Origin of the sequence: Streptomyces sp. NPDC086519 (assembly GCF_040686075.1) — a bacterium.
Classification (GTDB): domain Bacteria; phylum Actinomycetota; class Actinomycetes; order Streptomycetales; family Streptomycetaceae; genus Streptomyces; species Streptomyces shenzhenensis.
Map to the genome: position 1 here is coordinate 49,732 of NZ_JBFBJL010000018.1, position 12,986 is coordinate 62,717.

Genomic DNA, 12,986 nt, shown 5'->3' on the forward strand with positions numbered 1-12,986 from the left:
GGCTGAGGACGTCGGCCTTCCTCTACCCCTGGGACGTCAACGGCGACCCCGAGGCCCCGGACCGCGTCGCCGCGCTCGGCGTCGCCCAGGTGACCCTGGCCGCCGCCTACCACTCCACCCGCGCGCTGACCCCCCGCCACCCCCGCCACCGCATCGTCACCGCCGGACACGCGGCTGTCTACTACCCGGTGGACGACCGCTGGACGGGCCGCGAGCTGCGCCCCTACCCGGCCGGCGACTGGGCCCCGGGCGACGCCTTCGGCGAGGCGGCCGAAGCCCTGCGCGGCGCCGGCCTCGACGTCCACACCTGGGTGGTCCTCGCCCACAACTCCCGCCTGGGCGCCGACCGTCCGGACACCTCGGTCGTCAACGCCTACGGCGACCGCTACCCCTGGGCGCCCTGCATCGCCCAGCCCGCCACGCGCGCGTACCTCGCCGAACTCGCCGCCGAGGCCGCCGTCCGTCCCGGCGCGGCCGGCACCGAACTGGAGTCCCTTGGCTGGTACGGCCTCCAGCACCTGCACGCCCACGACAAGACGGCCGGGGTCGTCCTCGGGGACGCCGGCCAGTACCTGATGGCGCTCTGCTTCTGCCCCGCCTGCCGGGCCGGGTACGGCGAACAGGGCCTGGACGCCGACCAGTTGGCCGCCGCCGTGCGGGAGGCGCTGGAGCCGCTGTGGCGGGGCGCGGCAGACGACGCCGGCTGGCCGACGGTGGAGAAACTGCTCGGCGAGCCGGTGGCGGCGGCCACGCGCGCGTGGCGCGACGGGCAGGCCCGCACGCTCCAGGAGACGGCCGTGGCCGCCGTACGCGCCGCGGCGCCCGCGGGCTTCCAGGTCCTGCTGCACGCGGACCCGGTGACCTACCACTGCGGAGCCAACGCCGGAGTGGACCCCGCCCGGATCCTGTCCGTCGCGGACGGCGTCGTGGTGCCCTGCGCGGGCGGTACGGCCCTGCTGACGCCCTTCGCCGAGCACGCGCGAAAGGACACGGTCCTCGCCGCCAACTTCACGGTGGTCTCCGGGATGGGCGGCAGCCCCGGGACCCTCGCGGCGGACGCGGAGCGCGCCCGGGCCCGGGGCGCGACCGAACTGCGGCTGTATCACGCCGGGTTGGCGTCCGACGGCGACCTGGCCGCGGTGCGGGAGGCACTGCGCTGAGCCAGTGACCCGGCGGTGGCGAGCAGCGCACCGCCGAAGACCGGCAGCAGCAACCGGTGGTCGACGAGTTCGACGAGGGCGGCCCCGACGGCCAGTCCGAGCACGTTCGGTGTGAACATCAGCGTGTCGGCCGTCGCGGTCGCCCGCCCCAGCGCCGCGGCCGGGATCTCGCGCTGCACGGCGGTGTGGGCGGCGATCAGCACACAGGGGAGGCCGAGACCGCCGGCGAGGCCGCAGGCGAGCAGTGCCATGTCACATGGCATCGCACGGCCGGCCGCCGCCACCCCCGTCAGCGCGATCCCGTACGCCGCGAACCGCCGCTCCCCGAGCCGCCGCAGCGCGGGTCCCGCGACCAGCCCGGCGCCGACCGAGCCGACGCCCTGGACGGCGTACAGCACCCCCGTGTAGGCGGGGGAGTGGCCGAGGGCGGCCACGACGGCGTAGTTCAGGCTGCTGCCGAGGGAGGCGAGGCACATCGTGACGCCGCCGGCCCGGACCAGCGGCCGCAGGGCCGGATGCGCCCGGAGCAGCCGGACCCCCTCGGCGGTCTGCCGCCGCCAGGTGCCGCGGGCCCGCTCGGGCCGCTCCTCACGCACCCGCAGCAGCGCGCACAGCCCCGCCGCCAGCACGAAGGTGCAGGCGTCCAGCAACGCCACGCTCGGCCCGCCGTACGCCGTGTACAGCGCGGCGCCGGTCAGCGGGGCGACCAGCTTCATGCCCTCGCGCGCGGTCGTCCGCAGCCCGTTGAAGTCGCCGAGGAGAGCGGGGTCGACGGCGGTGACGACCAGGGCGGAGGTGGCCGCGTCCTCGACCACGCCCGCCGCGCCGTAGAGGACGAGGACGGCGAAGAGCAGCCACACGGAGGCGGGGGAGGCGACCGTCCACAGGGGCAGCAGGAGAAGTGCGAGGGCGAGGTTCGTGAGAATCACCAGGGGTCTGCGGCGGACGCGGTCGGCGAGGGTGCCGAGGGCGGGGCCGAGGAGCGTGGGGGCCCAGAGGGCGGCGGTGCACAGGGCGGCGAGGCCGTCGGAGCCGGTGAGGTCCTTGACCCAGACGCCGGACACGAGCCAGAGCGCGGAGGTACCGAAGCCGGACACCACGACGCCGGTGAGGTACAGGACGGCGTCACGGTCGCGCAGCAGGCGGACCACGGCCCATGAGGAGGTCGTCATGCCTGGTCATCGTGGATCTAAGGCCGGGGTGCGGGGATCGGGAAGACGCCTTAGAACGACGGCGGAAGGGCGCAGGCCACGGCGCGGGTTCTCCGTGCGGCCTGCCCGGCGGGGACATGTCCCGAGCGGCCGGTGTCCGGGGTGGAAGCCGTAAAAGGACGCAAAGGGTGAGCGGGCGGGGACCCGGATCCGTACTCTCCTCGCCATGCCCCTGAGCCTCACCGTCCTCGGCACCGCCTCCCCCCACCCCCGGCCCGGCCGCCCGTGCTCCGGCTACCTGGTGCGGGGCGGAGGCGCCGAGGTGTGGGTGGACGCGGGGACGGGGACCTTCGCGGAGTTGCAGCGGCACACGGACCCGGCCCGGCTGACGGCGATCTGGCTCTCGCACCTGCACGCGGATCACAGCGCGGACCTGCTGGCCGCCGCGTACGCCTACGCCTTCGGCGGACTGGCACCGGCCGCACCGATCCCGGTCTACGCGCCGCAGGAGTGCGCCCAGCGCCTGGCCGGCTTCTTCGGCCGGCCGGACCTGGCCTTCCTGAGCGGGGTGTTCGACTTCCGGCCGCTGTACGACGGTCTCGCCGTGCGGCACTGGAACCTGCGGCTCATCACCCGGGCGGTGGCCCATGGCACGGAGGCCTACGGGCTGCGCGCCGAGTGCCAGGGGAGCGTGCTCGCGTACTCCGGGGACAGCGGCCCGTGCGCCGCACTGACCGAACTGGCCGCCCTGGCGGACGTCTTCCTGTGCGAGGCCGACCTCGACAGGCATCGCGAAGGCGAACGGGTGCACCTGACCCCGGAGGACGCCGGACGGACAGCCCGGGAGGCGGGAGCGCGGGAACTGCTCATCACCCATGTGGGCCCGACCCTGACCCGGGAGACGGCGGCGGCCCGGGCGGAGGCGGTGTCCGGCCGCCCCACCGGCGTGGCGCGGGAGGGGGAGGCCAGGAGCTTCTGAACCGGCGGCGGCCCGACGGGGCGGGGCCCGGCCGCGTTCGCCGTCACGGGCTGCCGCGGCCTCGCCCGGCCCGGTCCTCCGTGAAGCGCCGGCCCGCCCGCTCCGGGCGACGCTCCCCACCCGGTGCCCGGAACCGCCCCGGCTGCCGGGTCCGTTGAGCCAGGCTCCCTCCCCGCAACCGCTTTTGCCGGAAGCATTGACGAAACACGGCCGTCCTCCTACCTTCATCCGCGTCGTACTTCGTACGTCATATATGAGACGCGATACGCGAGATCAGATACGTCAGATCAGGCCCAGGCCTGGTACGTGACCCCGAGAGGCGCGCATGACCTCTGTGCCCATGCCGATTCCGTCGCGCACGCAGTTCGTGCTGGACGCGGTCAAACACCGCATCCTCACCGGCCAGCTGACGCCCGGTCAGGCCTTGGTGGAGACCGAGCTCGCCGCCCAGTTCGGGGTGTCCAAGACCCCCGTGCGGGAGGCGCTCAAGACCCTGGCCGGGACCGGGCTGGTCGTGATGAGCCAGTACAAGGGCGTCACGGTGCGCATGGTGGACGCGGACATGGCGCGTGAGGTCTACGACGTACGGCTGCTCCTGGAACCCGAGGCGCTGCGCCGGGCGGTGCGGCGAGGCGCCTCCCTGGACGCCGCCCGCTCCGCCCTCACCCGCGCCGACAACGCCACCGACACCGCCGAACGCTCCCTCGCCAACCGCGACTTCCACCGCGCCCTCTACCTCCCGTGCGGCAACCCGCTCCTCGGCCGGATGCTCGACGAGGTCCGCGACCAGGCCGCCCTCGTCTCCGCCGTCGCCTGGGCCGCCTCCCCCTCCTGGGAGCAGGAGGCCGGTGAGCACCGCGAGATCCTGCGGCTGGCGCTGGACGGCGACGCCGACGGCGCCGCCCGCGCCCTGCACACCCACATCGCGTCCTTCGTCGAGCGGGCGTTCCCCCAGGCAGCCGAGCAGGAAGGCCAGGAATGAGCAGCGTGGCGTTCGAGACCCAACGGGCGGCCCTGGCCGACGTGGTGGCCATCCCGGTGACCCCCTTCGCCGAGGACGGCGGCGTCGACCAGGACGCCCACCGGGCCCTGCTGCGCCGGCTCCTGGACGGCGGCGTCCGCACCCTCACCCCCAACGGAAACACCGGCGAGTTCTACGCCCTCGCCCCCGAGGAGCGGCGACTCGTCACCGAGTCGACCCTCGACGAGGTCGGCGGCCGGGCGGTCGTCCTGGTCGGGGTCGGGCACGACGTCGCGACCGCCGTCTCCGCCGCCCGGCACGCCCGCGAGCACGGCGCGCAGATGGTGATGGTCCACCAGCCCGTCCATCCCTACGTCTCCCAGTCCGGCTGGGTGGACTACCACCGGGCCATCGCCGCGTCCGTCCCCGAACTCGGCGTCGTCCCCTACGTCCGCAACGCGCAGCTCTCCGGCGCCCGCCTCGCCGAACTCGCCGACGCCTGCCCCAACGTGGTCGGCGTCAAGTACGCCGTCCCGGACGCCGCCAAGTTCGCCGCCTTCGCCCGCGACGCGGGGCTCGACCGCTTCGTCTGGGTCGCCGGGCTCGCCGAGCCCTACGCGCCCTCCTACTTCTCGGCCGGTGCCACCGGCTTCACCTCCGGCCTCGTGAACGTCGCCCCGGCGGTTTCGCTGAACATGATCGAAGCGCTTCGAGCAGGGGACTACCCGGCCGCCATGAAGGTCTGGGAACAGATCCGCCGCTTCGAGGAACTCCGTGCCGCGAACGGCTCCGCCGACAACGTCACCGTCGTCAAGGAGGCCCTCGCCTCCCTGGGCCTGTGCCGCCGCGACGTCCGCCCGCCCAGCAGGCAGCTGCCGGAGGCGGAGCGCGCCGAGGTCGCCGCCATAGCCGCCGGATGGCCGCTGTGAAGAAGCCGGAGGAACTCAGAAGCCACCAGTGGTACGGCACCGAAGGGCTCCGCTCCTTCAGCCACCGCGCCCGCACCCGCCAGCTCGGCTACCTCCCCGAGGAACACCTCGGCAAGCCGGTCATCGCGATCCTCAACACCTGGTCGGACATCAACCCCTGCCATGTGCACCTGCGTGACCGGGCGCAGGCGGTCAAGCGGGGCGTCTGGCAGGCGGGCGGATTCCCGCTGGAGTTCCCCGTCTCCACCCTCTCGGAGACCTTCCAGAAGCCGACCCCGATGCTCTACCGCAACCTCCTCGCCATGGAGACCGAGGAGCTGCTGCGCTCGTACCCGGTGGACGGGGCGGTGCTGATGGGCGGCTGCGACAAGTCCACCCCGGCCCTCCTCATGGGCGCCGCCTCCGTCGACCTGCCGGCCGTCTTCGTGCCCGCGGGACCCATGCTCCCCGGTCACTGGCGGGGCGAGGTCCTCGGCTCCGGCACCGACATGTGGAAGTACTGGGACGACAAGCGCGCCGGTCTCATCGGCGACTGCGAGCTGCTGGAGCTGGAGAGCGGCCTGGCCCGGTCGCCCGGTCACTGCATGACCATGGGGACGGCCTCCACCCTCACCGCCGCCGCCGAGGCGCTCGGCGTGACCGTCCCGGGCGCGTCCAGCATCCCGGCCGTCGACTCCGGGCACGACCGGATGGCGGCCCAGGCGGGGATGCGGATCGTCGAGCTGGTGCACAGGGACCGGCGGCTCTCCCACCTCCTGACCTCCGACGCCTTCGAGGACGCGGTCACCACCGTCCTCGGGCTCGGCGGCTCCACCAACGCCGTCATCCACCTCATCGCCATGGCCGGCCGGGCGGGGGTGCGGCTCACCCTCGACGACTTCGACCGCATCGCCCGCACCGTGCCCGTCCTCGCCAACGTCCGCCCCGGCGGCCGGACGTACCTCATGGAGGACTTCCACTTCGCGGGCGGCCTGCCCGGCTTCCTCTCCCGCATCCCCGACCTGCTCCACCTGGACCGGCCGACGGTGTCGTACGACACCTACCGCGAGCAGCTGGCCGGCGCCCGGGTGCACCACGACGACGTCATCCGGCCCCGCGACAACCCGGTGGCCGCCGAAGGCGGGGTCGCCGTGCTGCGCGGCAACCTCTGCCCGGACGGCGCGGTCATCAAGCACATCGCCGCCGAGCCGCACCTGCTCAAGCACACCGGCCCGGCCGTCGTCTTCGACGACTACCGGACCATGCAGCGCACCATCGACGATCCTTCCCTCGGGATCACCGCCGACAGCGTGCTCGTGCTGCGGGGCGCCGGGCCCAAGGGCGGTCCCGGCATGCCCGAGTACGGCATGCTGCCCATCCCCGACCACCTCCTCAAGCAGGGCGTGCGGGACATGGTGCGGATCTCCGACGCCCGGATGAGCGGCACCAGCTACGGCGCCTGCGTACTGCACATCGCGCCCGAGTCGTACGTCGGCGGACCCCTCGCGCTCGTCCGCACCGGGGACTCCATCACCCTGGACGTGGCGGCCCGCACCCTCCGGCTCAACGTGGACGAGGAGGAGCTGGCGCGGCGCCGGGCCGCGTGGACGCCGCCGCCGGTGCGGTACGGGCGCGGGTACGGCGCGCTCTACGACCAGCAGATCACCCAGGCCGACACCGGCTGCGACTTCGAGTTCCTGGCCCGGCCGGGAGAAGTCCCGGACCCCTACGCGGGCTGACTCCCACCCCGACGACCGTCGAAGCGCTTCACCCATGTGCATGTAGCAAGCGCTTCCTGTACCCGCTGTAACCGATGCGAACGGAGAACAGTCGTGGCCCAAGCCGCAGCCGTGGCGAAACCGCCCGCGCCACCCCGGCGGCGCCGTGCCTCCGCGACGCCGCGCAGGCTGCCGTATCTGCTGATCGCCCCGGCGGCCCTGCTGATGCTGGGCTTCATCGCCTACCCGGTGCTCAGCGTCTTCTACTACAGCCTGCAGAACTACAACCCGACCAAGCCCTGGCGGAACGGCTTCGCGGGCTTCGGCAACTTCACCCAGGCCTTCGCGCACGACCCGCAGTTCTGGGACACGCTGACCTTCAGCGCCAAGTGGGTCGTGGTGGAAGTCGGGCTGCAACTGCTGTTCGGGCTCGCGCTGGCGCTGATCGTCAACCAGACGTTCGTGGGGCGGGCGCTCGGGCGGGCGCTGGTCTTCTCGCCGTGGGCCGTCTCCGGTGTGCTGACCTCCGCGATCTGGGTGCTGCTCTACAACTCGCAGACCGGCATCACGCGTTACCTCGCCGACGCGGGCATCGGGTCGTACGGCACCAGCTGGCTCTCCGACCCCTCGACCGTCTTCCCGGCCGCCGTGGCCGCCGACCTGTGGCGGGGCGTGCCGTTCTTCGCGATCCTCATCCTCGCCGACCTCCAGTCCGTCTCCAAGGACCTGTACGAGGCGGCGGAGGTCGACGGGGCGAGCCGTCCCCAGCAGTTCTGGCACATCACGCTGCCGCACCTCAAGGACGCCATCGTCCTGTCCACGCTGCTGCGCGCGGTGTGGGAGTTCAACAACGTCGACCTGCTCTACACCCTGACGGGCGGCGGCCCGGCGGGGGAGACGACGACGCTTCCCCTCTACATCGCCAACACCAGCGTCGACGCCCACGACTTCGGCTACGCGTCCGCGCTGACCACCGTGGCCTTCGTGATCCTGCTCTTCTGCTCGATCGTCTACCTGCGGCTGAGCAAGTTCGGAGGCGAGGCGAAGTGATCACCGAGATCGCCCCCGTGGCCGGGCCCGTCGTGACCGAACCCGCCCGGCCGGGAAAGAGGCGCCGCGCCTGGGACGAGGTCCCCCGCTGGCAGATCTACCTGCCCCTCGGGCTCTACCTCCTCTTCACTCTGATCCCCTTCTACTGGATCCTGCTCTTCGCGCTCCGCCCGGCCGGCTCCACCTCGCTGGTCCCCTGGCCGGTCACCTTCGAGCACTTCCAGAAGGTGTGGACCGAGCGCAGCTTCGGCACCTACTTCACCAACAGCGTCTACGTCGGCGTCTCGACGCTGGTGCTGACCACGGTCGTCGCGCTGGCCGGCGGCTACGCCCTCGCCCGCTTCGACTTCAGGCTCAAGCGCGGCTTCATGCTGGCCCTGCTCTGCTCTCAGTTCGTGCCGGGCGCGCTGCTCCTGGTCCCGCTCTTCCAGATCTTCGCGAAGCTCCAGATGATCAACTCGCTCGGCAGCGTCGTCATCGCCGAGACGGTCTTCCAGCTCCCGCTGTCGATGATCCTGATCAGCGGCTTCATCAGGAACGTGCCGTACTCCCTGGAGGAGGCCGCCTGGGTCGACGGCTGCAACCGGCTCACCGCCTTCCGGATCGTCGTCCTGCCGCTGCTGCGGCCAGGGCTGATCGCGGTCGGCTCCTTCGCCTTCGTGCACGCCTGGAACCACTTCCTGTTCGCCCTGATGTTCCTCTCCGACCAGAGCAAGCAGACCATCCCGGTCGGCCTCAACACCCTGATGAGCGCCGACAGCGTGGACCTGGGCGCGCTGGCCGCGGGCGGGATCATCGCCGCGGTACCCGTCGTGATCGTCTTCGCCTTCATCCAGAAGTGGCTGATCACCGGCTTCAGCGCGGGGGCGGTGAAGGGATGAGACACCTTCCGGGCCGCCGAGGGCGGACGCTTACCCTGCACGCGAAGATCGACAACGCAGGGAGGACGCTGTGAGCTCATCGCCCATCGACATCGTTCTGGCAGGAGCACGCGGCCACGGCCGCTGGCATCTGGAGAACATCCGCCGGCTCCAGGAGAAGGGGATCGTACGGCTCGCCGGGATCTGCGAGCTGACCCCGCTGGGCGCGGACGAACTGCCGGAGGGGCTCGGCCGGCCCGCCCAGTCCGCGGACTTCGGCGCCCTGCTCGACGCGACCGGCGCCAGGATCGCCGTGATCTGCACGCCGATCCCCACCCACACGGACCTGGCCCTGACGGCCGCCGAGCGGGGCGTGCACCTGCTCCTGGAGAAGCCGCCGGCGCCGTCGTACGCCGAGTTCCGGCGGATGGCCGACGGGGTCGCGAAGGCGGGCGTGGCCTGCCAGATCGGCTTCCAGTCGCTGGGCTCGCACGCCGTGCCCGCGATCCGGCGGCTGATCGCCGAGGGCGCCGTCGGCGACGTGGTGGGAGTGGGCGGCGCGGGTGCCTGGGCCCGACCCGAGTCCTACTACCGGCGGGCGCCCTGGGCCGGCAGACGGCGGCTGAACGGCGTCGACGTCGTCGACGGAGTCCTCACCAACCCCCTCGCGCACGCCGTCGCCACCGGCCTCGCCCTGCTCGGCACCGACCGCGCCGAGGACGTCACCGGCATCGAGACCGAACTGCTGCGCGCCAACGACATCGAGTCCGACGACACCTCCTGCGTCCGCGTCACCACCCCGCGCGGCCCGGTCGTGGTCGCCGCCACGCTCTGCGCCGAGGAACCGGGCGACCCCTACGTCCTGGTGCACGGCACCAGCGGCCGGATCACCCACTGGTACAAGCAGGACCGGGTGCTGGTGCAGCGGGCGGGCCGCGGCCCGGAGGAGACCGAGTACGGCAGCACGGACCTGCTGGAGAACCTCGCCGACCATCTCACCACCGGCGCGGACCTGCTGGTGGAGCCGGACGCGACCGGCGCGTTCATGAAGGTCGTCGAAGCGATCCGACTGGCCGACGACCCGGTCGCGCTGCCCGCCGGCGCCTGGCACCGCCTGCCCGAGGACGGGCGCCGGGTCGTGACCGGCATCGACGCACTGGTCGCGGCCTGCGCCGACACCCTCTCCCTCTACTCCGAACTCGGCGCCCCCTGGGCCCCGCCGAACGAGGTGAGCACATGACGGACGACGGACAGACATACACCAACCCCGTCCTGAACGCCGACTGGTCCGACCCCGACGTCGTCCGCGTCGGCGACGACTTCTACCTCACCGCCTCCAGCTTCGGCCGCGTCCCCGGCCTGCCCCTGCTGCACTCCCGCGACCTGGTCAACTGGACCCTGGTCGGCCACGCCCTCGAACGCCTCGAACCCGAGGAGCGGTTCACCGCCCCGCGCCACGACCACGGGGTCTGGGCCCCCTCGTTACGGCACCACGACGACCGTTTCTGGATCTTCTGGGGCGACCCCGACCAGGGCATCTTCCAGGTCAACGCCCCCGAGATCAGGGGCCCGTGGAGCCGGCCGCACCTGGTGAAGGAGGGCCGGGGACTCATCGACCCCTGCCCGCTGTGGGACGACGAGACGGGTGAGGCGTACCTCGTCCACGCCTGGGCGAAGTCCCGCTCCGGTGTCAACAACCGGCTCACCGGCCACCGGATGCACCCCGACGGCAGCTCACTGCTCGACGCCGGCAAGGTGATCGTGGACGGGGACCGGATACCGGGGTGGTTCACCCTGGAGGGCCCCAAGCTCTACCGGCACGACGGCTGGTTCTGGATCCTCGCCCCCGCCGGGGGAGTGGCGACCGGCTGGCAGGGCGCCCTCCGCTCGCGCGGGTTCTTCGGGCCGTACGAGGAACGGATCGTCCTGGAGCAGAAGGACACCGGCGTCAACGGACCGCACCAGGGCGGCTGGGTGCGGACCCAGGCCGGCGAGGACTGGTTCCTGCACTTCCAGCAGCGGGGGGCGTACGGCAGGGTCGTCCACCTTCAGCCGATGCGGTGGGGAGCGGACGGCTGGCCGGTGATCGGGGACGCCGGCGCGCCCGTCGCCGTCCATCCGAGGCCCGCGCTGCCGCCGCAGCCGCCCGCCGCGCCCGCCACCGGCGACGACTTCCCCGGCGGGCGGTTCGGCCGGCAGTGGCAGTGGACGGCCAATCCGGGGGCGGGCTGGGCCACCCAGCACTCGGGGGACGGCCTGCGGCTGGCATGCGTGCGCTCGGGGGATGCGCACGACCCGCGTCGGCTGCCGCACGTGCTGACCCAGCGGCTGCCCGGGACGCCGTGCGCGGTGGAGGTGGAACTGCGGCTGGACCGCGCGGAGCCCGGTGCGCGGGCGGGGCTCGTGGTGCTCGGGGACGCGTTCGGCTGGATCGGGCTGGAGTGCCGGCCGGGCGCAGGCGTGCGGCTCGTGCACCGGTTCGCGGAGGCCGCCGCCGACCGGGAACGGGACGCCGGCCCGTCATGCCCCGCGCCCGGGGGCCGGGCCCGGCTGCGGATCGAGATCGGCGCGGGGGCGCGGTGCCGGTTCTCGTACGACGTCGGGGCGGGCTTCGTGCCGTCCGGACCGGTGTTCACCGCCACGCCCTGGCGCTGGGTCGGCGCCCTGCTCGGGCTCTTCGCCGCCGCGCCCGAGGGACCGGGTGCCGCCGGGGCCGCCACCTTCACGCACTTCCGCGTCACTCCCTGCTGATCCCAGACAGAAGAGAGCCGATCAATGAAGAGCAGCATCCGCAGAAGCAGGCGCGCGGCCGTCGCCGTCGCCCTGGGCTCCGTGCTCGCGCTGACCGCCACCGCCTGCGGCGACGACGGCAGCGGCAGCGCGGGCGACAAGGGCGGCGAGGGCTCCGGGAAGGGCACGATCACCTTCTGGGACAACAACGGCGGTGTCCGCACCGACGTGTGGAAGGAGATCATCGCCGACTTCGAGAAGCAGAACCCCGACATCAAGGTCAAGTACGTCGGGGTGCCGGCCGCCGGTGTCCAGTCCAAGTACGACACCGCCATCCAGGGCGGCGGACTGCCCGACGTCGGAGGCGTCGGCACCGCCATGCTCGCGGAGATCGCCGCGCAGGGCGCGCTGGAGCCGCTGGACAGCCGGCTCGCGAAGAGCTCGCTGAACGGCGACCTCAACGAGAAGTTCCTGGAGAGCGTGAAGTCCGCGGGCGGTGACGGCAAGACGTACTCGGTGCCGACCTCCGCGAACAACGGCACGCTCTGGTACCGGACCGACCTGTTCAGCGCGGCCAAGCTGGAACCGCCGACCACCTGGACGAACTTCTACGCGGCCGCCGACAAACTCACCGACCAGGCGAAGAACAGGTTCGGGTACACCATCCGGGGCGGCGAGGGGTCCATCGCCCAGGCGCTGGACGCCATGTACGGGCAGAGCGGGATCACCTCCTTCTGGAACGGTGACAAGACCACCGTCAACGACCCGAAGAACGTGGCCGCGCTGGAGAAGTACGCCGGCCTGTACAAGAAGGACACCCCGTCCGCCGACGTCAACAACGACTTCACCAAGATGGTCGCGCAGTGGGACTCCGGCACGATCGGGATGCTGAGCCACAACCTCGGTTCCTATGCCGACCACGAGAAGGCGCTGGGCGGCAGGTTCAGGGGGATTCCGAACCCGACCCTGGACGACGGCACCCGGGTGCAGGTCTCCAACCCCGTCGACGGTCTCGGTCTGTTCAAGTCCAGCAAGAACAAGGCCGCCGCCTGGAAGTTCATCGAGTTCGCCGCGTCCCACGAGGCCAACAGCAAGTGGAACGAGTCGGCGGGGCAGGTGCCGGCGAACGTCGAGGCGGCGCGGGACGCGTGGGTGCGGGCGTCGGAGCCGACGAAGCTGGCCGCCGAGGCGCTCAACGGGGCCACGACGAAGATCGTGCAGCTTCCTTACTACCTGCCGGACTGGAACACCGTCTCCAAGGCCGACAACGAGCCGAACTTCCAGAAGGTGCTGCTCGGGAAGATGACGGCGAAGGAGTTTCTGGACACGTTGGCCGACCAGCTCGACAAGGCGCAGGCCGACTGGAAGAAGAACCACTGAGAGCTCGGGTGGTTGCGGTTGCGGGGGGCCGCAGGTCGGTTGCGGCTGGTCGCGCAGTTCCCCGCGCCCCAAAAGAAACCTGAAAGGTG

11 protein-coding genes are annotated in these 12,986 nt (G+C 72.4%); 10 read left to right on the forward strand and 1 reads right to left on the reverse strand.

The features are described from left to right. Window positions 1–2 precede the first annotated feature (2 nt). The gene (locus AB0P24_RS18860) at window positions 3–1,160 is read left to right on the forward strand and encodes a hypothetical protein (protein WP_365795531.1); all 1,158 of its coding nucleotides are present in this window, start codon (window positions 3–5) and stop codon (window positions 1,158–1,160) included. On the opposite strand, the gene AB0P24_RS18865 is transcribed toward AB0P24_RS18860, so the two are convergent. Beyond that, the gene (locus AB0P24_RS18865) at window positions 1,103–2,332 is read right to left on the reverse strand and encodes an MFS transporter (protein ID WP_365795307.1); all 1,230 of its coding nucleotides are present in this window, start codon (window positions 2,330–2,332) and stop codon (window positions 1,103–1,105) included. The two genes, AB0P24_RS18860 and AB0P24_RS18865, sit on opposite strands and share 58 nt — an antisense overlap. A gap of 205 nt (window positions 2,333–2,537) precedes the next feature. Here AB0P24_RS18865 and AB0P24_RS18870 point away from each other — a divergent pair, with 205 nt between their 5' ends. The 9 genes from AB0P24_RS18870 (at window position 2,538) to AB0P24_RS18910 (ending at window position 12,897) form a co-directional block, all read left to right on the forward strand. Next, a complete protein-coding gene (locus AB0P24_RS18870; RefSeq protein WP_365795309.1) occupies window positions 2,538–3,290 on the forward strand; it encodes an MBL fold metallo-hydrolase in 753 nt (250 codons plus the stop codon). Between the two features lie 325 nt (window positions 3,291–3,615). After that, window positions 3,616–4,272: a GntR family transcriptional regulator gene (locus AB0P24_RS18875; protein ID WP_365795310.1), complete on the forward strand. Its 657-nt coding sequence runs from the start codon at window positions 3,616–3,618 to the stop codon at window positions 4,270–4,272. Further along, window positions 4,269–5,180, forward strand: coding sequence for a dihydrodipicolinate synthase family protein (locus AB0P24_RS18880; RefSeq protein WP_365795312.1), 912 nt, complete (start codon window positions 4,269–4,271; stop codon window positions 5,178–5,180). The genes AB0P24_RS18875 and AB0P24_RS18880 overlap by 4 nt, the downstream gene beginning before the upstream one ends. Further along, a complete protein-coding gene (gene araD / locus AB0P24_RS18885; protein ID WP_365795314.1) occupies window positions 5,168–6,898 on the forward strand; it encodes an L-arabinonate dehydratase in 1,731 nt (576 codons plus the stop codon). The genes AB0P24_RS18880 and araD overlap by 13 nt, the downstream gene beginning before the upstream one ends. Window positions 6,899–6,991: 93 nt before the next feature. Beyond that, complete coding sequence (locus AB0P24_RS18890; RefSeq protein WP_365795316.1) at window positions 6,992–7,927, forward strand: sugar ABC transporter permease; 936 nt, start codon at window positions 6,992–6,994, stop codon at window positions 7,925–7,927. Beyond that, window positions 7,924–8,808 (forward strand): carbohydrate ABC transporter permease, encoded by an 885-nt coding sequence (locus tag AB0P24_RS18895; protein ID WP_365795318.1) that lies wholly within the window; start codon window positions 7,924–7,926, stop codon window positions 8,806–8,808. The genes AB0P24_RS18890 and AB0P24_RS18895 overlap by 4 nt, the downstream gene beginning before the upstream one ends. Window positions 8,809–8,878: 70 nt before the next feature. Beyond that, a complete protein-coding gene (locus AB0P24_RS18900) occupies window positions 8,879–10,027 on the forward strand; it encodes a Gfo/Idh/MocA family oxidoreductase (RefSeq protein WP_365795320.1) in 1,149 nt (382 codons plus the stop codon). Then, window positions 10,024–11,538, forward strand: a complete 1,515-nt coding sequence (locus tag AB0P24_RS18905) for a family 43 glycosylhydrolase (protein WP_365795322.1) — start codon at window positions 10,024–10,026, stop codon at window positions 11,536–11,538. Before AB0P24_RS18900 ends, AB0P24_RS18905 begins: the two co-directional genes overlap by 4 nt. A gap of 24 nt (window positions 11,539–11,562) precedes the next feature. Beyond that, the gene (locus AB0P24_RS18910; protein WP_365795324.1) at window positions 11,563–12,897 is read left to right on the forward strand and encodes a sugar ABC transporter substrate-binding protein; all 1,335 of its coding nucleotides are present in this window, start codon (window positions 11,563–11,565) and stop codon (window positions 12,895–12,897) included. Window positions 12,898–12,986 lie beyond the last annotated feature (89 nt).